At 33.0% G+C, this 23,430-nt stretch carries 22 protein-coding genes, 1 pseudogene and 1 riboswitch; of the genes and pseudogenes, 17 read left to right on the top strand and 6 right to left on the bottom strand.

Annotated elements, in window-relative coordinates:
• Positions 1 to 43: 43 nt before the first annotated feature.
• The 5 genes from ILT06_RS11345 to ILT06_RS11325 all read left to right on the top strand — a co-directional run bounded on the left by ILT06_RS11345 (position 44) and on the right by ILT06_RS11325 (position 3,682).
• Positions 44 to 520 (top strand): PH domain-containing protein, encoded by a 477-nt coding sequence (locus ILT06_RS11345; RefSeq protein ID WP_064473826.1) that lies wholly within the window; start codon positions 44 to 46, stop codon positions 518 to 520.
• Complete coding sequence (locus ILT06_RS11340) at positions 513 to 1,952, top strand: PH domain-containing protein (RefSeq protein ID WP_098102751.1); 1,440 nt, start codon at positions 513 to 515, stop codon at positions 1,950 to 1,952. The genes ILT06_RS11345 and ILT06_RS11340 overlap by 8 nt, the downstream gene beginning before the upstream one ends.
• Before the next feature lie 190 nt (positions 1,953 to 2,142).
• Positions 2,143 to 2,796 (top strand): DUF975 family protein, encoded by a 654-nt coding sequence (locus ILT06_RS11335; protein WP_222655106.1) that lies wholly within the window; start codon positions 2,143 to 2,145, stop codon positions 2,794 to 2,796.
• Positions 2,797 to 2,978: 182 nt separating this feature from the next.
• A complete protein-coding gene (locus tag ILT06_RS11330) occupies positions 2,979 to 3,422 on the top strand; it encodes a hypothetical protein (protein ID WP_098102749.1) in 444 nt (147 codons plus the stop codon).
• Positions 3,419 to 3,682: a CPCC family cysteine-rich protein gene (locus tag ILT06_RS11325; RefSeq protein WP_098102748.1), complete on the top strand. Its 264-nt coding sequence runs from the start codon at positions 3,419 to 3,421 to the stop codon at positions 3,680 to 3,682. Before ILT06_RS11330 ends, ILT06_RS11325 begins: the two co-directional genes overlap by 4 nt.
• A 65-nt stretch (positions 3,683 to 3,747) precedes the next feature.
• Here the strand turns inward: ILT06_RS11325 and ILT06_RS11320 are convergent, their stop codons facing one another.
• A complete protein-coding gene (locus ILT06_RS11320; protein WP_098102747.1) occupies positions 3,748 to 4,131 on the bottom strand; it encodes a hypothetical protein in 384 nt (127 codons plus the stop codon).
• 332 nt (positions 4,132 to 4,463) lie between these two features.
• Here ILT06_RS11320 and ILT06_RS11315 point away from each other — a divergent pair, with 332 nt between their 5' ends.
• Both ILT06_RS11315 and ILT06_RS11310 read left to right on the top strand, forming a co-directional pair.
• The gene (locus ILT06_RS11315; protein WP_000028006.1) at positions 4,464 to 5,000 is read left to right on the top strand and encodes a TetR/AcrR family transcriptional regulator; all 537 of its coding nucleotides are present in this window, start codon (positions 4,464 to 4,466) and stop codon (positions 4,998 to 5,000) included.
• 171 nt (positions 5,001 to 5,171) lie between these two features.
• Positions 5,172 to 5,264: riboswitch (cyclic di-GMP riboswitch) on the top strand.
• A gap of 59 nt (positions 5,265 to 5,323) precedes the next feature.
• On the top strand, positions 5,324 to 10,987 hold the full coding sequence (locus ILT06_RS11310; RefSeq protein WP_222655105.1) for a SpaA isopeptide-forming pilin-related protein: 5,664 nt from the start codon (positions 5,324 to 5,326) through the stop codon (positions 10,985 to 10,987).
• 252 nt (positions 10,988 to 11,239) lie between these two features.
• Here the strand turns inward: ILT06_RS11310 and ILT06_RS11305 are convergent, their stop codons facing one another.
• The 4 genes from ILT06_RS11305 to ILT06_RS11290 form a co-directional block, all read right to left on the bottom strand.
• On the bottom strand, positions 11,240 to 11,698 hold the full coding sequence (locus tag ILT06_RS11305) for a CcdC protein domain-containing protein (protein ID WP_064476894.1): 459 nt from the start codon (positions 11,696 to 11,698) through the stop codon (positions 11,240 to 11,242).
• 100 nt (positions 11,699 to 11,798) lie between these two features.
• On the bottom strand, positions 11,799 to 12,467 hold the full coding sequence (locus ILT06_RS11300) for a response regulator (RefSeq protein WP_064476893.1): 669 nt from the start codon (positions 12,465 to 12,467) through the stop codon (positions 11,799 to 11,801).
• Positions 12,464 to 13,621 (bottom strand): sensor histidine kinase, encoded by a 1,158-nt coding sequence (locus ILT06_RS11295; protein WP_064476892.1) that lies wholly within the window; start codon positions 13,619 to 13,621, stop codon positions 12,464 to 12,466. The genes ILT06_RS11300 and ILT06_RS11295 overlap by 4 nt, the downstream gene beginning before the upstream one ends.
• A gap of 233 nt (positions 13,622 to 13,854) precedes the next feature.
• Complete coding sequence (locus tag ILT06_RS11290; protein WP_064476891.1) at positions 13,855 to 14,373, bottom strand: hypothetical protein; 519 nt, start codon at positions 14,371 to 14,373, stop codon at positions 13,855 to 13,857.
• Positions 14,374 to 14,607: 234 nt separating this feature from the next.
• Between ILT06_RS11290 and ILT06_RS11285 the strand changes: the two are divergent.
• The 6 genes and pseudogenes from ILT06_RS11285 to ILT06_RS11260 form a co-directional block, all read left to right on the top strand.
• Positions 14,608 to 15,015 (top strand): annotated as a pseudogene (locus ILT06_RS11285) (transposase); the annotation flags it as partial.
• 438 nt (positions 15,016 to 15,453) lie between these two features.
• A complete protein-coding gene (locus ILT06_RS11280; RefSeq protein WP_222655104.1) occupies positions 15,454 to 15,819 on the top strand; it encodes a hypothetical protein in 366 nt (121 codons plus the stop codon).
• Positions 15,806 to 16,246, top strand: coding sequence for a hypothetical protein (locus tag ILT06_RS11275; protein WP_222655103.1), 441 nt, complete (start codon positions 15,806 to 15,808; stop codon positions 16,244 to 16,246). The genes ILT06_RS11280 and ILT06_RS11275 overlap by 14 nt, the downstream gene beginning before the upstream one ends.
• Before the next feature lie 524 nt (positions 16,247 to 16,770).
• Positions 16,771 to 17,232, top strand: coding sequence for a CarD family transcriptional regulator (locus ILT06_RS11270; protein ID WP_000486311.1), 462 nt, complete (start codon positions 16,771 to 16,773; stop codon positions 17,230 to 17,232).
• Between the two features lie 552 nt (positions 17,233 to 17,784).
• Positions 17,785 to 17,931: a BC1881 family protein gene (locus ILT06_RS11265; RefSeq protein WP_000738547.1), complete on the top strand. Its 147-nt coding sequence runs from the start codon at positions 17,785 to 17,787 to the stop codon at positions 17,929 to 17,931.
• Positions 17,932 to 18,196: 265 nt separating this feature from the next.
• Positions 18,197 to 18,430 carry a hypothetical protein gene (locus ILT06_RS11260; protein WP_000340042.1) on the top strand — a complete coding sequence of 78 codons (234 nt, stop codon included), beginning with the start codon at positions 18,197 to 18,199 and terminating at the stop codon, positions 18,428 to 18,430.
• 328 nt (positions 18,431 to 18,758) lie between these two features.
• Here ILT06_RS11260 and ILT06_RS11255 read toward each other — a convergent pair whose 3' ends face one another.
• On the bottom strand, positions 18,759 to 19,034 hold the full coding sequence (locus ILT06_RS11255; RefSeq protein WP_064476888.1) for a hypothetical protein: 276 nt from the start codon (positions 19,032 to 19,034) through the stop codon (positions 18,759 to 18,761).
• A gap of 976 nt (positions 19,035 to 20,010) precedes the next feature.
• Between ILT06_RS11255 and ILT06_RS11250 the strand changes: the two genes are divergently transcribed.
• The 4 genes from ILT06_RS11250 (at position 20,011) to ILT06_RS11235 (ending at position 23,390) form a co-directional block, all read left to right on the top strand.
• Positions 20,011 to 20,883 (top strand): COG3014 family protein, encoded by an 873-nt coding sequence (locus tag ILT06_RS11250; RefSeq protein ID WP_064476887.1) that lies wholly within the window; start codon positions 20,011 to 20,013, stop codon positions 20,881 to 20,883.
• A gap of 249 nt (positions 20,884 to 21,132) precedes the next feature.
• On the top strand, positions 21,133 to 21,429 hold the full coding sequence (locus ILT06_RS11245; protein ID WP_064476886.1) for a hypothetical protein: 297 nt from the start codon (positions 21,133 to 21,135) through the stop codon (positions 21,427 to 21,429).
• 73 nt (positions 21,430 to 21,502) lie between these two features.
• A complete protein-coding gene (locus ILT06_RS11240) occupies positions 21,503 to 21,979 on the top strand; it encodes a PH domain-containing protein (protein WP_088092249.1) in 477 nt (158 codons plus the stop codon).
• The gene (locus tag ILT06_RS11235; protein WP_222655102.1) at positions 21,972 to 23,390 is read left to right on the top strand and encodes a PH domain-containing protein; all 1,419 of its coding nucleotides are present in this window, start codon (positions 21,972 to 21,974) and stop codon (positions 23,388 to 23,390) included. The genes ILT06_RS11240 and ILT06_RS11235 overlap by 8 nt, the downstream gene beginning before the upstream one ends.
• Positions 23,391 to 23,430: the final 40 nt, after the last annotated feature.

Here is a 23,430-nt window from a genome sequence, read left to right as displayed (position 1 = left end):
TGAGAGTATTCGTATATTAGATTACTAGATTTGGAGTGGTTACATGGATCCATTGAAAAATGAAATTCATCCTGACATGGTCAAGGTGTGGAAAGTTCGTGCTGTAATTGAAGAAGGGATCGGTATTCTTGTCATTTTAGCTTACCTTTTCCTCATGATAAAGTTTGATTGGTGGGCGTGGATTTTGTACGTGTTAATCGGCTTAACGGTTGCACTAGCACCATTTGAGTACTTCGTATTCCCGAAACTTCGTCAGCGTTATTATAGCTATCAACTAAATGAAGAAGAACTTGAAATTCAGCACGGTCTTTTCGTCGTAAAGCGCGTATTAGTACCGATGATTCGTGTGCAGCACGTGACGATTGAACAAGGGCCAATTATGAGGAAATATGGATTAGCAGAATTACACATTTCAACAGCGGCAACTTCTCACAGCATCCCAGGCTTAACGATGTATGAAGCAGAAATGTTGAAAACGAAAATTGCAGAATTAGCGAAAGTGAGTGATGAGGATGTATAAGAGGCAGCATCCCATTACGATGTTATTAGAATTAAAAATAACAGATTTTATACCACTCATTATTTTCATGTTTAGTTTAAACGGAAAGTTCCCGTTTTGGTATTTAATTCCCGCTGCATTCGGTTTACTTACCATCTTTTCAGCGTTTGAAAAATGGTATTACACAACATATTGGGTTGAAAATAACGTATTACATGTGAAACAAGGGCTCTTTGTGAAGAAGGAGAGCTACTTAAATAAAGAACGTGTGCAAACGATTAATACAAGTTCTAACGTGCTATATCAAATGCTTGGTTTAAAGAAAATTCAGATTGAAACAGCTGGTGGGGGCGATGATGCAGAAGTTAGCTTAGCTGGCATTACAGTAGAAGAAGCAACCGAGCTTATCGCAATGCTAAATGAGCCAACTCGAGAATTGAAAGCAGAAGAAATATCAGAAGAAGTAGTAGAAAAAGAAATCGTTACAGAGGAAAAGCAAGCGACAGAATACAAATTAACTTGGAAAGAAATTCTATTAGCATCTGTTACATCTGGGCAGTTTGGATTGCTATTTTCTTTAATATTCTTCGTTTATAATCAAGTGGATGAATACATTCCGAAATGGATAAAAAATAAAGTAGAGTCATATGTAATGGATCATGATATATACGGCTGGATTTACATGGTAGCTATTTTACTTGTCATTTCTTGGATGATATCCACAATCGGTTATGCGTTAAAACATGGAGATTTCACAGTGAATCGAAGAAATGATGAAGTCCGCATTTTGCAAGGATTACTTGAGAAAAAAGAACTCGTCCTAAAGTTACATCGTATTCAAGGTATTACGATAAAAGAAAGTATTTTACGTCAGCCATTCGGTTATTGTGCTGTGCAAGTAGAAGTCATTCAAAGTAAAGGACTGGGTGACGAGAAAGAAAAAGTTACACTGCATCCTATCATTCGAAAAGATCGCGTACAACAGTTACTTGCACATTTACAATTACCATACGAACTGAATACAAACATTATTTCATTACCAAAAGCAGCATTACGTCGTTACTTAATTGATAGTTTTATATTCTTCGCAATGCTAGCAATCCCGCTTACTGGAATAAGTATATACTTTGAAAAGTATTACATCATGTGGGCGTTGATTCCACTCGCGATCCTTATCTTTACACTTGGATACGGAACGTTTAAAACAAATGGTTACAGTGTAAACGGGGAGCAAATTACGCTTGTATATCGTAGCGTCGGAAAATATACAGGGCTTGTTAGAAGAAGACATGTCCAATCAATGGAAAAAACACAATCATATTTCCAGCGCCGAGCGGATTTATGTACGTATAAGTTCTCTAACGCATCATCGAATTATAAACTAGAGCATACGAGAGTAGAAGATGCGGAGAGAATGCAGAATTGGTATAAGAAGAGAATGAGTGAGAATTAACTTGAAAAAGCTTGCCTATTATGAAAGGCAGGCTTTTTTTATTATAGGAAAATGAGGGGCTTAATCCATATATTAGTACAGCTACAGCGCACATATATCGAAAAAGTAGTATACTTCTATTTCAGGGAAATCTGTGGAATTTTTCATATAAATGGTATACTAATATAGAAAAAATATTAGGAGGCTATATATGATAAGTCAGTTAAAAAGAGCAGCACTTAATGCATTAAAAGGAAAATGGGGGTTAGCGGTAGGGGCAACCTTATTAGTCGGAATCCTTATTGGAGCTGTTGAAATGCTAACCACAGGTATTTTCTCGATGTTTTGGGGTTGGGAAGAAGCAAATGAGTCACTTACAGTAACTATTATTGCAATGTTTATTATCGGTCCGTTAACAGTGGGTGCTTCTTATTTTGTTTTAAATGTAATTCGTGGGACTAATGCTCGTATCGGTCATATATTTAGATGGTTTAACGATGGAAGTAAGTTTATGAAATCGTTTTTAACATATTTACTAATGAATGTGTACTTGATTCTATGGACATTACTTCTTATTATTCCAGGTATTATTAAATCATTTTCTTATTCTATGACATATTTTATTTTGAATGATCATCCAGAATATACAGCGAATCAAGCGATTACTGAAAGTCGTCGTATGATGAATGGACATAAAATGGATTACTTTTTACTATGCTTAAGCTTCTTAGGTTGGTTCATTTTAAGTATTCTTACTGTAGGAATCGGTTTCTTATGGTTAGTACCGTATTTCTACACGACATCAGCTGCATTTTATGAAGAGATTTCAAAAGAATATTATAAAAAAGAAGACACTACTTTCTAATAACCACCTATCCCCTAAAGAATATAAGGCACAGATAGTTTAGATGTTCTGTTTATGGGGAGCACTTCAGGATAAGGTATAGGTTATTATATAAAAATTCGGCCCTCTATGTTTTAGCATAGAGGGCTATTTTTTCATGTGAAAATAATGAATAATATATGTGAAACAAAAAAGCGAGGTGAATGAGAGTGAGCAAGTTTTTAATTCCGTATTCATTTTCTATATTAAGTTTCTTTATTTCAGCAACAGCACTTGATTTATATGATAGGATGGGAAACAATAGTGAGCTGGTTTCGCCGAACATAATTGGTAAGATAATTCAATCTACTGCGCAAATGGGAGTCCTTACATTGTATTTCGGAGTACCTATTATTTTAGGTGGCTGTCTACTTGGTGAGTTATTGTTTAGAGGTATCATTTTACGATTTAAACTCAGCTATATTATATCTTTATTACTATATTTACTTTTAGCTTGTAGTATTGTTTCCGTAACGGTTGGGATTCCAACTACATATGAAGATTCTAATGTTTCTTTCATGGGAATAACTATGATTTGCGCTATTACATTCTTTGTGGGCCGGAATATATGGGAGAAAAAAGAAATGAATAATGGAGTGACAGAATGAAATACACATGTCCGTGCTGCGGGTATAGAACAATAGAAGAAGAACCACCAGGTACATATGAAATTTGTAATATATGTTATTGGGAAGATAATGAGGTTCAGTTTAACGATCCTGATTTTGAAGGCGGGGCGAATATAGTTTCGTTAAGACAAGCACAGAAAAATTTCATTGCATTTGGTGCTTGCGAGGAATACTTTGTGAAATCAGTTAGAAAGCCGACTAGTGAAGATGTGAAGGATGCTAGTTGGAAGCAAATTTAGTAAGGAAAATGTTATTACTCAATTTATCAGGAGTAATAACATTTTTTTATGCAATGATGAAAGAATTAACACCGTCTTATAAGATAAAACATTAAAGATGATACAGTAATAGGAAGGCCAGTATTCAGAAAGGTTTCTAAAGTAAAGGATAGAAAATCTCTGTCGTTAAACCACATAAAGAATAAATGACTGTAGGAAATACCTAACAATATAAATAAAGGAATTCCAATCTTTAATTCGTGACTTCTTTTTATTTTTCTATAACAAAATTCACCTAATAAACAACCGATAAGAACAGGGATGCTTCCAAGAATTGAAAACATAATAATAGATACCCAAATCGGTCCCCAGGAGTCAGCATAATTTGGAACTAGTGTATACTGTAAAACGTTCACAATGATAGAAAAAACCAGTAAGCATATTAAATAACTAATAGAAAATTTTTTCAATGGAATCATCCTTATAAAATTTCACTTTATTTTTATGAAAATATAAACCTCTTTAAATTATAGATTAAATATATAAGGATAATCAATTTGTATGCATTTCTTGTTTATGGATATATTTTCAACGAATATAAATGTATAGATGTATAGTCAATTGTGAGTGTTTGATGTTATCATATTGAATGATATGGAAATTTTTAATAGAAGAAGCAACGAACAATTCAAAGGTAGTGAAGCCTTTGTTGTATACAGAAAATATTTATTATTACTCAGCAATATTAAAAATAAGATACGTATTTATATAAATTTAGTAGAAATGGGGGTTTTAAAAAGGAATGAGTATAAGTATAACAAGGCAAAAGATTTTAGCAGCCGCTTCTCAAATTGTGCAATGTAAAGGGGTTGCTAAGTTAACTTTAGAAGCGGTAGCAAAAGAGGCGGGGATAAGTAAAGGTGGATTGTTGTATCACTTTTCAACTAAAGAAGCTTTAATAGAGGGCATGATACTCAAAGGGACGGAGGAGTATCAAGATGCTATTCACAATAAAGTAGCGGAGGACTTAGAGAAGAAAGGAAGGTGGGTACGCTCTTTTGTAGAGGAAAGATTAAGTAATGAGAGAAGAGTAGAAGAGCTAGGTAGTAGTATGATGGCAGCATTAATGCTAAAACCTGAATTACTTGAACCGTTACAACAATCATTTCAGCAACTGCAAAATAAAATAGAAAATGATGAGATAGATTCAGTTTGTGCCACAATTATTAGATTAGCGGCAGATGGATTATGGTATTCAGAATATTTAGGGGTTGGAAGACTAAGCCCCGAATTAAGAGAAAAAGTGATTCAAGCTCTTATTTATAATTCGTATAAATAGAATATACGAACTATATAATGTAAAATAATTCACCATTGCTTATTTAATGCACTGGTGAATTATTTTTTTTATTAGAAAAATAGAACAATTTTATAGAGTATTGAATTATAACCGTCCAGACGGTATAGTAATATTTGGTTTAAGAGGAAAATGAAACAAAAAAAGAATAAAAAATATTTTTAGCACACTATTCGAAAGGATAGGCCGCAAAGCTTAGAGTCTACGGTAATACATATTGGTTACTAAGATCGTCTGGTTGCACATTTTTGATGCAACCGGACGGTCTTTTTTTGTTATATAAATATAAAAAATAGGAGGGAATTATGCAAATGAAAAGTACTAAAAGGCATATTTCGATGGTTTCATTAGTTTTTCTAGTATTATTTTCAGTACTAAATGTGTGGGCTCCAGTTATTCAAGCCGCTGTGATAAAAAATCCAGTGGACGAGATTAATATCTCCCGTACTGATGGTACAACGTCTGAACCATATCAAGCCTCAGATGGTATGAAAGTAGAAGTGAAGTGGTCAGCTAAAGAAAAAATAAAAAGTGGAGATCAATTCACAATTGATATGCCAAAAGAATTCAGAAAAGATCTTATGAATATGAGTTTTCCTTTAAAAGATGCTGAAGGAAAAACAGTTGGTACATGTGAGATGAAAAAGGGTCTATTGACATGTACTATGGGTGATTACGTAGAAGGAAAGAATAACATTAAAGGTTCTTTATTCGTAGAATTTTATTTTGGTCTAGAAGCATATGATGGTATTAAAAAAATCCCATTAGAATTTAACGTTGATGGTCAAATCGTAAATAAAGAAGTAAGTGTAAATAATACAACAGAGAGACCGAAGCCACAGCCCAATACAGATAATCTATTGAAATGGGGTTCTTATAATCAGGAAGACCCTTCAATTGCAGACTGGACGGTATATGTAAATGCAACTGGAACAGAAATGCAAGATCTTAAATTAACAGACACATTAGGACCTGGGCATGAATTAATTACAAATAGTTTAGTATTAGAAGAGGCTGTATTTGAAGATGGCTATGCACCAACAAATGTTAAGCCAGCAGATTTATCTAAAATTAAAATTAATGCGATGAAAACTGGATTTACAATTGAATTTCCAGACAGCTCAAAAGGTTATATTTTAAGATATAAAACAAAGATTACTAATCCTGCTGCAAAGCCTCATAAAAATACAGTGAAATTAGAAGGTAAAAATATTGTAACTGAAGAAAAAGTGGGAGAAGTATTCGTAAGTGGTGGGGGAGGAACCGGTTCAGGTGACGATAATCCACCTAGCATTGAAAAAAATATAGTAGATGAGAATGGTAAGCTTGTAGAGAATCAGCAGTTAACACAAATGGATCAAGCTATTCAATACCAAGTTGGTACACATATACCGAAAAATTCACCTAATTATACGTCAATGGTAATTAGTGATGATTTAGAAGATGTTTTAGAAGTATTAGAGGCAAAAGTATATGATCAAAATGGTCAAGATATTACTTCTAAAGGAACGTTAAATATAGATAAACAAAGAAGTGAAGTAACATTTACGTTTGGTGAGAATTTTGACTATAAGTCATATGAAGACCAGGTAATTAACCTCAGCATTAAGGCGAAAATTAAAGCTAATGCAGATTTATCTTCTTACGTAGATAAGAAGATTCCTAATAAAGCGGAATTACATTTTGATGATAAAACATTAACATCGAAAGAAGTAATTGTTACGCCGCCTGAAGCTCCAAAAGAAGGTACAGTATCGATTCATAAAATAGATGCTGAGAATCCGAACAAAGGGTTGAAAGGTGCTGAATTTGAAGTTCGAAATAGTGCAAATGAAGTTGTTGCAAAACTGATAACGGACGAAAACGGCTTTTCAATACCTCAAACTTTAGCTCCTGGGACGTATAAAATTTATGAAACAGTAGCACCAGAAGGATATCAAAAATTAACAATTCCAGTAGAGGTTACGCTTCAAGCTGGTGAAACAAAAGCCATTGAAGTCAAAAATACTTTGCAAAAGGGTCAAATCGAATTAAAGAAAATTGATTCGGAAAATGGTGAAAAACCATTAGCAAATGCAGAGTTTGATATAGTAAAAGACAGTGTAGTAGTTGAGCATATTGTTACAGATAAAGATGGTAAGGCAATCTCTAAACCGTTAGCGCCAGGGAAATATATTTTAAAAGAAACGAAAGCGCCTGAAGGATACCAATTAAAAGAAACAGAGTTCGAAGTAAATGTAACAGGGGACGGCATATTCCCAATAACAGTAAAAAATGCAATGACAGACAAAGGTAATGTAGAAATTACAAAGGTGGACAAAGAAAACGGTTCAGTATTAGCGGGTGTCGAATTTGAAGTTCAAGATGAGAAAGGTGAAGTAGTAAAAAAAGTAACGACGGATAAAGAAGGAATGGCAAACGTTTCAGATCTTTCAGTAGGAAAGTACAAATTAGTAGAGACGAAAAGCTTACCAGGTTACAAGAAACTAACAGAGCCAGTATCGTTTGAAATTACAAAAGGTATGACGAAAGTCCTATCATTGAAAGTAGAGAATGAACAGTTAGATAAAGGTTCAGTAGAAATTACAAAAATAGATAAAGACAGCCAGAAAGCATTAAAAGGCGTAGTTTTCGAAGTACGAGATGAAAAAGATAAAGTAGTAAAAGAAGTAACAACAGATAAAGAAGGAAAAGTGAACGTTTCAGATCTTTCAGTAGGAAAATACAAATTAGTAGAGACGAAAAGCTTACCAGGTTATAAGAAACTAAAAGAACCGGTATCATTTGAAATTACAAAAGGTATGACGAAAGTCCTATCATTGAAAGTAGAGAATGAACAGTTAGATAAAGGTTCAATAGAAATTACAAAAGTAGATAAAGACAGCCAGAAAGTATTAAAAGGTGTAGTCTTCGAAGTACAAGATGAAAAAGATAAAGTAGTAAAAGAAGTAACAACAGATAAAGATGGAAAAGCAACAATTTCAGATTTATCAGTAGGAAAGTACAAATTAGTAGAAAAAGAAAGCTTACCAGGATATAAGAAATTAATAGAGCCAGTATTGTTTGAAATTACAAAAGGCATGACCGAGATCTTATCATTAAAAATAGAAAATGAAATGGTAGATACGGGGAATGTAGAGATAACAAAGATAGACAAAGATAATAAAGCACTGCTAGCGGGAGTAACGTTCGTTGTCCAAGATGAAAAAGGTAACGAAGTTAAAAAAGTAACGACAGATAAAGAAGGAAAAGCAAATGTTGCAGATTTACCTGTAGGCAAGTATGAATTAGTAGAGATAGAAAGTTTACCAGGTTATAAAAAGCTAGAAAAACCAGTATCATTTGAAATTACAAAGGGCATGACCAAGATACTATCATTAAAAGTAGAAAATGAAATGATGGATACTGGAAATGTAGAGATAATAAAAATAGATAAAGATAGTAAAGCACCATTAAAAGATGTTGTATTTGAAGTACGTGATTCAAAAGGAAAAGTAGTAAGAAAAGTAACAACAGATAAAGAAGGAAAAGCAAACGTTTCAGATTTATCTATTGGAAAGTATGAGTTGGTGGAAGTAGGAACACCAGTAGGATACAAACCACTTGAAAAGCCAATTTCATTCGAAATTGAAAAGGGCAGAGTAACAGCATTAAAGCTAACAGTCGAAAATGAATTAGTAGATACAGGAAATGTAGAAATTACAAAAGTAGACAAAGAAAATAAAGATGCTTTAGCTGATGCAGTATTTGATATTCAAGATGAAGCAGGACAAGTAGTCGCTAAAATAACGACAGATAAAAAAGGACAAGCACAAGTCACTAATTTATCAGTTGGAACATATAAGCTAGTAGAAGTGAAAGCACCAAAAGGATATAAGCAATTAGTAGATCCGATTGCTTTCCAAATTGAAAAAGGTATGACAAAATCTCTTGCTTTAACAGTAGAAAATGAAATGTTAGACAAGGGTAACGTAGAAATTACAAAAGTAGATAAAGACAGTCAAAAAGCATTAGCAGGCGTAGTCTTCGAAGTACAAGATGAGCAAGGAAAAGTAGTAACGACAGTAACAACAGATAAAGAAGGAAAAGCAACAATTGCAGATTTATCTGTAGGAAAATACAAATTAGTAGAGAAAGAAAGCTTACCAGGTTACAAACAATTAACAGAACCAGTATCGTTTGAAATCAAAAAAGGTATGACGAAAGTTTTATCACTAAAAGTAGAGAACGAACTGTTAGATAAAGGAACAGTAGAGATTACAAAAGTGGATAAAGAAAGTGGCGCAGTATTAGCGGGCGTAACATTCGAAGTGCAAGATGAGCAAGGCAAAGTAGTAACGAAAGTGACAACAGATAAAGAAGGAAAAGCAAACGTTTCAGATTTATCAGTAGGGAAATATAAGCTAGTAGAGGTAGAGAGCTTACCAGGATATAAAAAACTAGCGAAACCAGTATCGTTTGAAATTAAAAAAGGTATGACAGAAATTTTATCACTAAAAGTAGAGAACGAATTAGTAGATAAAGGTTCAGTAGAAATTATAAAAGTAGACAAAGAAAGTGGCGCGTTATTAGAAGGCGTAACATTCGAAGTGCAAGATGAGCAAGGCAAAGTAGTAACGAAAGTGACAACAGATAAAGAAGGAAAAGCAAACATTTCAGATCTATCTGTAGGAAGTTACAAACTAGTAGAAGTAGAGAATTTACCAGGCTATAAAAAATTAACAGAGCCAGTATCATTCGAAATTAAAAAAGGTATGACAAAAGTCTTATCATTGAAAGTAGAGAATGAACAGTTAGACAAAGGCTCAGTAGAAATTACAAAAGTAGATAAAGATAGTCAAAAAGCATTAGCAGGCGTAGTCTTCGAAGTACAAGATGAGCAAGGCAAAGTAGTAACGAAAGTGACAACAGATAAAGAAGGAAAAGCAAACATTTCAGATCTATCTGTAGGAAGTTACAAACTAGTAGAAGTAGAGAATTTACCAGGCTATAAAAAATTAACAGAGCCAGTATCATTCGAAATTAAAAAAGGTATGACAAAAGTCTTATCATTGAAAGTAGAGAATGAACAGTTAGACAAAGGCTCAGTAGAAATTACAAAAGTAGATAAAGATAGTCAAAAAGCATTAGCAGGCGTAGTCTTCGAAGTACAAGATGAGCAAGGCAAAGTAGTAACGAAAGTGACAACAGATAAAGAAGGAAAAGCAAACATTTCAGATCTATCTGTAGGAAGTTACAAACTAGTAGAAGTAGAGAATTTACCAGGCTATAAAAAATTAACAGAGCCAGTATCATTCGAAATTAAAAAAGGTATGACAGAAGTTTTATTACTAAAAGTAGAGAATGAACAGTTAGATAAAGGTTCAGTAGAAATTACAAAAATGGCTGCTGAAAGTAAGAATGTATTATCAGGGGCAGTGTTTGAAGTTCATGACGAAAAAGGAAAAGTAGTAACGAAAGTAAAAACAGATAAAGAAGGAAAAGCGAAAATCTCAGACTTATCTGTAGGTCACTACACACTTGTAGAAGTAGAAGCACCAAAGGGTTATGAAAAATTAACTAATCCAATTCCATTTGAAATTACAAAAGGAATGATAAGTCCAGTTCAATTAGAAGTATTAAACAAATTGACTTCTTTAGCACCACCAGGCCCAGAGAAACCAGAAACGACGGATCCAGAAAAACCAGAAACAACGGATCCAGAAAAACCAGAAACAACGGATCCAGAAAAACCAGAAACAACGGATCCAGAGAAACCAGAAACGACGGATCCAGAGAAACCAGAAACGACGGATCCAGAGAAACCTGTAACAACGGATCCAGAAAAACCAGAAACAACAGATCCAGAGAAGCCTGAAAAAGAATTACCGAAGACAGGACAGAAAATGCCTGTGGAACCATATATGGGAGCACTTCTTATTATGATGAGTTTTGGGTTGCTCGTATTAGGTAGAAAACAGCAGAGATAATAAAAATGAAAAAGGTATCCTCAAAGTATTGGAGGATACCTTTTTTATTTGGCATAAAAAAACATTTAGCAAAAGGGGTAGCAGCACATGCCCATCAAGCTAAAAGTACGAATTACCCCAAAACAATAAGTACGAGCAAAATGCACAAAATTTTCGCTCTGGGGTATTTGCTTTTCTTAGCTTGATAGCAATGTGTTGGTGTTAGAAAAACAATGAAATTTGCTACACTACAAAAATTACCCTTAGCAATACTTAATGTTTTGAATGCATCAAACTTTTTGCTTTTAAGTATAGAATCACTCTTTTTATACACGCACTCGCCGCAATAAGGCAAAAAATACCATTCGTTACTAAGCCTAGCGCATACTGACTTGAACCTTTAAAAATATACGTTACGATAAAACGTAAAATAAATACAACAACCCATATACCTAAGGCGATATAAGAACTTTTAGCATAAACCTTCCCATTACTTTTATCGATTCGTATTATAGTTGTAGAACCACGCACAGCTCCTACAATTCCTCCAAGAGCAAGTAATACTACAAATAAACCAGTTTCGATTAATGTGAGATCATTAAATACATGAGTAAATGTATAGTATGCGATTAATACAGGAGCAATCCACATTCGTTGAAATTTCAATTCCCTTTCTTTTAGTTGAAGGAGAATTATAAGAATTAAAATAATAAGACCAGTTGTATTATCCATGCTATACTCTCTTTCTTTTTTATTATGATCTGTTTAATTTCAATTAGAAAAACACTATGTTAATTTAAAATTTTATTCTTTTTACTACATACAGCAGATATCACTTTACAATTTTTTTTCGAATTGCCATTACAGCTGCTTGTGTACGATCTGTTACATCTAGTTTTTGAAGAATATTGTGGATATGAGTTTTGACTGTCCCTTCGGAAACATAAAGGATTTTAGCTATTTCATGGTTTTGTTTTCCATAAGCTAATAATTGTAAAACATCAATCTCCCGCTTAGTTAGAGTTTCCGTATGTTCAAGTTCTTCGCTAACTAAATTATAATCATTATTATCGTGTTTTATAAATTGTGTAAAAGCTTGATTTGCTGTCGTGCTATTATAAATCATTGCCCCTTTATTCATAGATCGAATACTATCTAACATTTCCTCCGTTTCAGTATCTTTTAATATATAACCCACTGCACCAGCTCGAATACCGTCTAAGACATACTGTTGTACATCAAAAGTCGTCAATAGAACAACTTTTGTATTTGGTAATATACTCATAATGTTTTGGGTAGCCATAATACCTGATAAATCAGGCATTTGAATGTCCATAATTACCATATCTGGTGCAGTTTCTAAGGCAACTTTAATTGCTTCCTTCCCATCTTTACATTCCCCAACTATCTCCATATCATCTTGCATTTCAATAATATAGCATAGGCCTTTTCGAACAAATGGTTCATCATCAGCTAGCACAATACGAATCTTTTCTGTCATATTTCTCCTCCATTTTTCTGAATTGGAATAGTGGCTTCAACTCGAAGTCCTTTTGGTTCATTTAGAAAAAAGGAACAATTACCTCCAACTGATTTACAGCGTTTTATCATACCATTGAGTCCAAAGCCATATTCTAATGGCTTATCCCCTGTATATATACCATTATCATCAATTGTGAGTTTTACTACTCCGTCTATTTCTGTTACGTTTACAATAACAGAATCTGCATTAGAATGTCGTAAGACATTAGTTAAAGACTCTTGTAGAATGCGATACAGAATTGTACTTTCCTCCATCGTCCACTCTGTTATATTTCCAGCTTGAATGAACTCAATTTGTAATAAAGAATTCGCTTGAACCTGTGAAATCAATCCTTTTAATGAAGTAAGCCCGAGATCTTTTTCATCACTTGTCCATTCTCTAACAGCAACTCGGATTTCTTCCATTCCTTTTCGTGCCACCTTTAAAAGTTCTTCAACATGAACTTGGGCAGCAACAGGATCTTTCCTTAACATAATCTTAAGAGCCTGTAATTGAATAATAAGTGAGGTCATTTGATGTCCAAGTCCATCATGAATCTCTCTTGCTAATTTTGTTCTTTCCGTAAAAGCTGCATATCGCATAGAAAATACCGTTGTTTCTTGTAGTTCAGCATGTGCTTCGTCTAATTCTTTTAGTTGTTTTTGATTTTTTTGATATGCGTCTCTTAGCTTGGATGTACTTCGGATCGAGACATAGAGGCCGATAATAATTAATGTTTCTTGATAAGGAAACGTATTCGCATGTATAAATAGAATAATAACTATCCCTGTTATAGCAACTAAAATTGTCGTTACTCGTGTCCACTTTGGTTCTGCAGCGGCAAGAAAAACTATGAGTGGCCATAACGCATAATTCGGAAAATTTGGATGAGAAAAATATAATACACATGATATGCTTATTAATATACTCGTAAATAAAGCGTACTTCCTTGCATTCCACCAAGATTTTGGTGAATATAACATCCATAGATAAATTGTTACAAAAACGCTACAAACCCATATTGCAAAGGTACCATGAGGTGCGAAACCTTGATAAAAAAATACGCATAATAAGATGATTCCTATCGCATTTCCTGCATGACTATCAATAATTTTTAAAAATACTTTTTCCATGTACTTATTCCCTCCCAACCTTACTGTTTAGTTTCTATATTTTTTGGCTATAGATGAATATCAATTTCTTGATTTAAAGGCTGGAAATTTACAACTCCCAATTATAATAGTTCATAGATGAGTTAAATTCCTTTAATGCATATCATCTAAAATCTGAAATTAAAAGAATAATGAAGTAGTTAGTATAGTGTGTTTGTTTTACCTACTTCATTATGCAAAAGAAGTTGTTTTTCTTAACCTATTTCTTTAATTTGCTTTAGATTTTTTCTATATCTTTGTATCCTAATCACAATTCCAATAGTACGAATAACTACCATCGCAATTGTAAAAAATACGAAAGCAGGGGCTATAACATTAAAATCCAAATGATTCGATACCATGAAATCTACAAATTGTTGTGGATACCAGTCTGTCGCTACATAAGCTAATACGACACGCCATCCAAGTCCAATAATCCATAAACATAAATAAGGAATACCAGCAGTTACGTACGCTTTATTGTCAGAACCATATTCTACTTTCACTGTAAAAAGCATTAGCCCTCCCATGATCATGCCGACCATTGTCATGATTATGAGTGCGGTCATATTTGAACCTGAGGTAGGTATTTCCTCGACGAATAAATAAACACTTATACCACAAAGAATAAATGGCAATACAGCCTTTGTGGTTGTAAATACTTTCCTTCCGATTTGTGTTAATAATACAATTGTTAAAAATGCACCAATCATTATCCAAGCTTGAGTATTCAAATTAAAACCCCCATAAAGTATAAATTTATTGTTTATTTGCTTACTTACTGGAGGATTGTAACATCCCTAATATTTTAGAACATCTATCTGAAAGATGATTTTTTTGAATACCCTCTATCTATAGATAGAGTTTTTTATGATTCTTTTGTGAAAAAAGCCACTTGAATATATATAACTGGATATATGGGACGCATTGAAAAAACACTGTTTATCCTAGACTATATTTCTAGCGAAACTTTACGCTGGCAAATTGAAATTTTGTTCAAAACATGGAAATCTTTCTTTCAAATTCACAAGTGTAAAGAAATTAAGAAAGAACGCTTAGAATGCCATTTATATGGGCAACTTATTAGCATTTTACTCTGTACATCTACCATGTTTAAAAGGCGTCAGTTACTCTTGAATAAGAAAAAGAAAGAGTTAAGTGAATACAAATCCATTTATATGATAAAGAATTATTATCTATTGTTTTACCAAGGATTACAAAAGGGCACCCAAGAATTATCAAAGATTTTCCTACGTCTGTTCAATCTTTTAGAGAAAAACGGACGGAAATCTCACCGTTACGAAAAGAAAACAGTCTTTGATATCCTAGGCGTTATGTATGAGTGTACGTTGTTAAAGGGTTTCAAAGTTGCATAATATTTTTCAAAACACCCTTTTGGTAGGTTTATTTGTTATGCATATTTTTAGTGTAGCCGTAGAAATTTCAAAAAAATACACTCACATATACCCTCTTGATATCCTTAGCTTGATGGGCATGTGGTGCTACCCCAATATACACTTTTTATAATGACATTGGATACTCTTCAACAACAATCCCAAAAGGTACACTTTTTGATACACGCTCCCATCCACAGTAAAAACATATATTCCTATAGATTTGATACAAAACATTATTCAATATTTGTAAATCCTAGTTGAACTTTAAATCAGAGAAAAAGGCATCCTTCTAATTTTCATTGAGAGCTGCGACTCTATTTTTATTTTCATTCGACAAAATATGACAATATACAAATAACTTGTTTACTACCATGAGATAAGAAATCTTACATTTTAACAACCGAAAGAGGTAATTACATGCAAATATTAATGTCATTATTCTTTATAGCTACAGTCGTTTCTTTTATATTAATGACTAAAGCTTCTAAGAAAAACCAAAGTAAAAAGAGGTATTTCATTTCCGGATTAGCATGCTTTGTGTTAATGATGATTTTTTACGCACTGTCTCCGAAAGAAGAAATCAATAAAAATGAAGCTAAAATCGCTAACACTGAGGTGAAAAAAGAAGATACACCTAAAAAAGGTGCTTCTAAACAAAAAGAAGAACAACAAAAAGCTGATGAGCTGAAAAAATTAGAAGAGAATCGTAAAAAAGAAGAGGAAGCCTATTTTTATAATAGGTGGTTTAATTTTAATTGCTTTTGGAGTTATGGGATGGAATAAGTATTCGGATTACAAATACGAAAAAGAACGTGCGCAAATTCATGCAGATTACGAAAAAGAACTTATAGAAATGGAAAAAGAACAAGCCAAACAGCTAGCTGCCGAAGAGAGTAGGTTAGAAAAGATAGAAGAACAAAATCGAAAAGAAGAAGCTAGACAGCAGCGTATGATGGATACTTTCAATAATTTACGTCGCGGTATGTCTTACGAAGAAGTTGCAGCAGCATTCGGTGAAGAAGGAGATTTAAAAAAACAAGGTACATATAGTAATGAATGGAAAGATTATATAAAGAATCATCCCTCTTATTTGTGGAACTATGACAGTATGTACAATATAGTTTGTGAGTTTAATTATAACAAATTAACCTCATGCAAGAAAAAGGAAATTGTGAAAGTAAAAGTAAACGGCAATTGGTATTATAATTAGGAGTAACGTCTCCAATAACAAAATATAGATTTTGTTCACTTTTACGATACATTTATGAAACATTCGTATGTTACGTTATATAAGTCCTTTTTTGAATCATTTTCATTCTGTCAAAAAGTCCTAGTCCCCTCTAGGGCTTTTTACGTTTAGATAAAGAAATGTACCGTATTTCTCAATGCACAACATTACTTAACATGGTAAAATAATAATTGGATGGGAGTCCAATACATATTATTAAAATTAAAGTGGTTCAAGTCGGAGGAAGGCACCTTAGGGTGTCTTTTCTTTATGGAAAAATCCCTACATAAAATGTAGAGATTTCAGAATATAAGCGGGGAAATTCCTCTTCCCTTTATGCGGAATCTGACACACTCCCTATCATTTTTGGAGGTCTTTTTTACTTAATTTAATTTTTTTAAAAAGTAGTTGACTACAAAAATATCTTTGTGATATTATTAAATATTTGATAAAAAAACACATATATGTTAAAGTTAAGAAGGTTACCATATATGGAGGTGGATTATATGTTTCAAATTGGCGATAACATTGTTTATCCAATGCACGGAGCAGGTATAATTGAAGCCATAGAAGAAAAAGAATTCTCAGGAAAAAAACAACAGTATTATGTTATAAAAATGTCAATCAGTAATATGAAAGTCATGATTCCTATGGGGAAAATATTAAGTTCGAGTATACGCCCGGTTACTGATATACTTGCATTAAAACACATTATACACATTTTTCAGCATGGAGAATCAGATAGATTATTAACGTGGAAACAAAGGTATAAAGTGAACACGGACAAAATAAAAACGGGTGAAATACAAGAAGGTGCTGAAGTTGTACGTGATTTAATGCGTATGAAGAAAGAAAAGGCACTTAATACAAGCGAAAAAACAATGTTGGATAACGCACATGAATTTTTGATTAGTGAACTAGGATTAATTAAAGGGATCACTGAAAATCAAATAAAAAGTTTCTGTTAGGATTCATTATAGATAATGTATTACATCCCCCGAAAATATCCTGAATTTTTCGGGAATATGATGATTATTAAAAGTAAATCATTTCAAAGACATTCAACTTCTTCAACTCACTTTTAGAGTAGGAACCTCTTTTGTTATTACTTCAATCTAATCCATTTTTATTTTTAAATTTCTTTTACGAACGTTCGAAGTTTCATCAAATAACTCGATTAAATAGTCACTTGATTTTTGCAATCCTGATTCACACTGGCACGGACAAGGATCCGTAAGGATGAAAGAGAGGTAGGGCTTTCATTGTTTTAGGTAATATATTATCTAGGTCATTATTTCTAGAAGAAAAAACAATCGATCTCACCGCTATCTCTTTAAGAATTCCTTATATCTACTGAGACAGTGAATAGGTAATTGTTTATCTCTTCTTTACGTAAAATTGATAAACGAACTGGTAACACCATATGGTCAACTACAAAAAAATGGTTTCCAGACCAGGAAACCATTTTTAACTTCATTTACATAACAATAATAAATTAAGCAGTAAAAAGGAGTACACACATGAAAAAAATGTTAACAAAAGAATTAAGTAATGAATTAAAGAAGCGGGAAGGGATCATTTCTATTACAGTTGAGCCTTATGAAAAAATCGAAGTTGGTGGCATTCGTGTAGATGGACCAGCTGTTATTCTAATTAATCAAGAATAGTTGAATGCATGAAGAAAAGGATCAACCTTTAAAAGAAGGGAGGATCCTTTTTGTTTGCTACTTTTATCTGATGTGCTGGAGTTAAAACGGAAGGAGAGGGTCGGGATTATCATGGTGGAAAGCTTAATATTGGTAGGATTTCTTTTTACGTTATATAAATTAGTTGATAAAAAAATAAGCTGATTATTTAAAAAGATATATTCTTTCCCTTTTAAGGGCGAGATTTATTTGATAGTGAAATGGATAATGTAAAGGAGGAATTTAGATGGATGCAAGGAAAGAACGCATAAAATACAAGAAGATGTCAAAGAACTATGAACATATTTATTTAGTTTCGTTACTACTACTAATTGTACTTGTTTGTAGTAGTGTGGTTATCATAGGAGCGACAGGGGGAACATATGGAGTGTTTTTGTTGTTAGCAATTTTACTTAACGCACGTATTACGAAAGAATCTCAAAAAAAGTATGAGCACTATTCTAATAAAGGGCGTATTTAAAATGATACATAGCCTGAAAGGAACAACCTAGATGTACATGCAAAGTATCCCTATATCATTACCTATTAACTAGTAAAAAAAGAATCGTATATAAATAATTTAGGAATAGAAAACGTAACTTATTAAAATGTTATTTTCGTTCATATAATGAATTATCCTTCTAGCATATTTATAGATTTATATCATATAGTAAGAGAAAGAAGTCTTATAGAATGAGTTATTTGGAGGGAAATGACTTTAGTGAACAAAATATGGTAAGTGTACCCAATCCCTTAATTTGATTTATAACAGATTGGCGTCATAGACGACCAAATAAAAACACAGTGTTTTATCTCTGTGTTTCTTCAAATTTCCGTTTTTGAATATATGCTTGGGCATGAATAAGTTCTTCCTGAAGTTCTTTTAATTCTTTTATAGATTCTGATTCAATAGCGATGTAAGTAATAACTAAACTGATCATCATATCCATCTTGTCTACTATATTTTGAATGACCTGTTCAGAATGCTCTTTTTTAGGGTGTTGTATTGCCTTTAATACATTTTCCATATAATTGTTTTTTCTTTGCTGGATATCATAAATAAACTGTTTTGTGTTTGAGTTCATTTGTTGTTCCTCCGTTTTGGATATACTTCTATTCTATCATATTTGAATAGAAAATATTGGATTCCCTTAAATTCACACCTGTCTCGTACATCTCCTCAAATATACAAACTAATTCCTTAACTTACAGGGAACAAATCAAAAGGTGTCAATTTTATGTCTAAACATACAATTTTCTTTTTTAGGTATAGTGCCCCCTATTATATAATTTCACGTACTATATCAGATGTGTAAAATCTAATTCTTCAATAAGGGGTAGCACCAAAAGAACTCGATACAAATAAAAACAAAAAGGAAGACAAAGTTCGTCCTATTTTCTTAATGCGGTTATATCAAAAAAGTTAGCTATATATATTTAATGTGAAAGTAAAAGGTTAAAGGTCTTCGTAATGTTTGGGTGAAAAAAGAGTTATCTATGTAATTAATTTGAGTACTTTAAGAAAGAGGGCTTTTTCCTAAAGTATTCAAAGGATGATAGTCCAATAGCAGGTGGGAGATGAAACTCGTTTTAGCACTGTATTAACACCTTAAAATGTAGATAGGGGAAAATAATGTAAAAAAACTATTGTATGTATAAAAACCTTATGTTACATTTATGTTACAGGGGAGTTACGAAAGGTAACTTATATTACAGTTTTTTTTCTTTTGTTTTTCGGTATGTTACGAATTGTGGTTCGTATCCAATCAACCAAGAATATGTAAAGCTGAAAAAATAGCAAACTAAAAATAGTTTTTCTATGTGTATAAGAGTGTGTGTAGTAAAGAGCCTGGTGAGAACTTTACGCACATGATTAAAATTCCTTTCTGTCTTAAAAGAAGAAAACCAACTACCAACTATTTAGGAGTTTTAAGTAATGATAGTAAATGAAATGTACTTCCTTTCCCACACACAAAGTACATCTTTATTTTCAGTCTAATTACTACACAGACCTTTATACATATGAAGTTATTGTTTTAGGAACATATAGGGGGAGAAAGAATGAAGAAGTTATTAACGGTAATTGGAATTACATTTTTAATGTTAGCTGGATGTAGTAATGGAGATTTTGAAAAAGAAATGGATGCAGGGAAGACCGCGTTAACGAATAAAGAATATAAAAATGCCTTATCATCATTTGAAAAAGCGCTAGATGAGAAACAAGACGATTCAGATGTAATGGTGCTTGTAGAACAAACGAAAATAATGATTGAAGCAGTGAAGTTAAAAGAAGAAACAAAGGTAGAAGAATCAATCAAGTCATTTGAAAAAGTAGAGAACATGAAGGATGGGAATAATACACTTATAAAGCAGGCAAAGGAAGAACGAACAGCATTACTAGCTGTATTAGAACAAAAAAAGAAGTATAGTGAGCAATTGGCGAAAAGTGAAGAGTTAATAAGTAAGAAAAATTATGCAGAAGCGAAAGAGATAGTAAATAAGCTAGTTGCAGAAACAAAAGATAACAAGAATCTTGAAGAATATAATAAAAAAGCGGTAGGATTAGTTACTAAAATGAATGAAGAGGAAAAAACTGCAAAGAGTGAAGCGGCAGCGAAGGCACAAAAAACAAATGTAGTAACGAATCAAAAAGTAGCAACAGAAAAGACTCAAAAAACTGAGGCAGAAAAGAACCAAAAAGTAGAGACAGGAAAGAATCAAAATGCATTTACTTTTGAGAAAGCGAAAGAATATATTAAAAATGAATATAAAGAAGAATATGATTACACGCTAGAGAATACGCAAGTAGAGAATGGAAAGAAGTATTATCAAATTAGAGTGCGTACGACATATAAAATAGAAGGCGCAGCTGGAGCAGGATTTACTGGCGTATTGAAAGTATTCGAAGATGGTACAATTATTGAAATGCAATAAATCGATGAAAAAGGTATCCTCAAAGTATGTGAGGGTACCTTTTTTAGCATAAAAAAAGGCATCTAGCAAAAGTACTAGATGCAAATAAAAACACAAGGGAAGATAAATATCTTCCCGTTTCCCGTATGTAATTATATCAAAAAATTTATAAAAAACTAGCTTTATTTTTTATATAATTGAAGTGTAAAGCCATGAAAGTGTAAGATTACACTATTTTCATAGTGTTTTATTAAAAAAGGAGCTGCGTATATGATTAATTTTAAACCAGAAAATTTGAACCAACTATTAAAAGTGATGTTAATTAGTGCGAATAAGTCTTATGATGCGATTAAAGATTATGAATTTACGGGAGAAGCAGTAGTATTCCGTGTAGATTTCGAATATATTGACGTTTCTCTAATGATTGTAGATATGTTAGGAAGATCTGCTTCTAAATTTAACATTTTGCCATATGCCCGTCCGAATAGGAATGAAATAGATTACATTCAGTTTCAAGTGCATTCGATTAATGAAGGGAGTTTTAAAGAAATAATCGATACGATATAAAAACTATAATTTTACAAATATGTATATACCAACTAATATATAATTAATAAATTCATATAATTGGAGTGATGAAATGCAACCGTTAGAAAGGGAGATTCATTCTAATATGCTGAGAGTGTGGCGAATCCACGCTTTAATTGGGGCGGCGGTTATACTAGCAGTCGTAATTGCGTATTTCTTTTTTATGATCAATTTTAATTGGTGGGGCTGGTTGTTTGGCTTGCTAGTAACAGGAGCTATTACATTTATCCCGCTTGATTATTTTGTGTTTCCAAATTTACGTCAACGTTATTATAGTTACAGATTAAATGAAGAAGAGATTGAGATTCAAAAGGGAATGTTCATTGTAAAACGCGTACTTATTCCGATGATGCGTGTGCAGCACGTAACGATTGAACAGGGCCCAATTATGAGAAAGTATAATTTAGCAGAATTACATATTTCAACAGCGGCAACTTCTCATAGTATTCCAGGCTTAACGAAGGAAGAAGCAGAGCAGCTGAAAAGACAAATTGGAGAACTTGCGAAAGTGAGTGATGAGGATGTATAAGAGGCAACATCCGATCACAATTTTATTAGGTATTCGAGTTGCGACTTTGTTGCCTTTTATTTTTCTTGTTTTATTTCAATCTGATGGTCAAGTGAAACCTTGGTATCTCTTACATCTTGTTCTTTTATTTGTATTATTTATTATGGCAATTTTCTCAGCTATAAAATGGTATTTCAAAGTGTACTGGGTTGAAAATAATATTGTACATATAAAGCATGGTGTGTTCGTTAAGAAAGAAAGCTACTTAAATAAAGAACGTGTGCAAAATATTAGTACGTCTTCTAACATCATTTATCAAGTGCTCGGACTGATGAAATTAAATATAGAAGTAGCGGGCGGCGGTAGTGAGCCAGATGTGATGTTAGCTGGTATTAAAGAAGATGAAGCGAAGGAACTGATTGCTTTATTAAATAAAAAAAGAAGCGCTGCGAGTGAAGAAGTACCCATGCCAGAAGAAAGTAAGACGATTTATCAGTTAACGATGAAAGAGATTTTAGCAGCTGCCATTACGTCTGGTAGATTCGGATTAGTTTTTTCAGGATTACTTCTTATTTACACAGAGTTTAATCAATTTCTTCCAGAATGGCTCATAAATAAAGTGGAAGCGTATGTGATGGATAACGGTGTATATGAATTAATCGTTATGGCCGCGATTTTAATGGCGGTTTCGTGGGTCGTTTCGACAGCTGGCTATGCGTTAAAATATGCAAACTTTAAAATAGAGCGAAACGGAAATGAAGTTCGCATCGTGCAAGGGTTATTTGATAAGAAAGAGTTTGTTTTAAAATTACATCGCATTCAAGCAATTACGGTGAAAGAAGGAATTCTCCGCGAGCCTTTCGGTTATTGCTCTGTCGAAGTAGAAGTTATTCAAAGTATAGAAGCAGCTGGAAATGAAGTGATGTTACATCCTTTTATGAAAAAGAAAGATGTCCAGCAGTTACTTACATATTTGCAGTTACCGTATGAAATGGAAGAGGAAATCGTTCATTTACCGAAGGCTGCATTACGTCGTTACGTCATAATGGGCTGGATTACAAGTGCGATACTCGCAGTGCTGATCATCGGTGCGAGTATATATTTTAAGCAAAATATGGCGTTATTTACTTTAATCCCACTATTTATCATATTTACGTTACTTGCATACGCTCGGTATAAAAGTGGCGGATATTTGATACGAGACAATCAATTAGTCATGGTATACCGCGGCCTTGCCAAATATACAGGAATCATACGAAAAAGGCATGTTCAAGCAGTAGGGTACAATCAATCGTATTTTCAAAAGAAAGACGAGCTATGTACAGCTGCCGTATCAGTAGCGGGACATAAATATAAAGTGAAGCATATGCAAAAAGAAGATGCGCTTCGCATATATAATTGGTACAAAGAAAAAGGAAACACCGGTACGTAATGGTGTTTCCTTTTTTGTGTCGTGATTTGTCAATAAGTCG

The organism is Bacillus sp. 17RED48 (assembly GCF_019837545.1).
Taxonomy (GTDB): Bacteria; Bacillota; Bacilli; order Bacillales; family Bacillaceae_G; genus Bacillus_A; species Bacillus_A wiedmannii.
The sequence above is the reverse complement of the archived record's forward strand: the minus strand, read 5'-3'. Positions and strand labels throughout refer to the sequence as shown.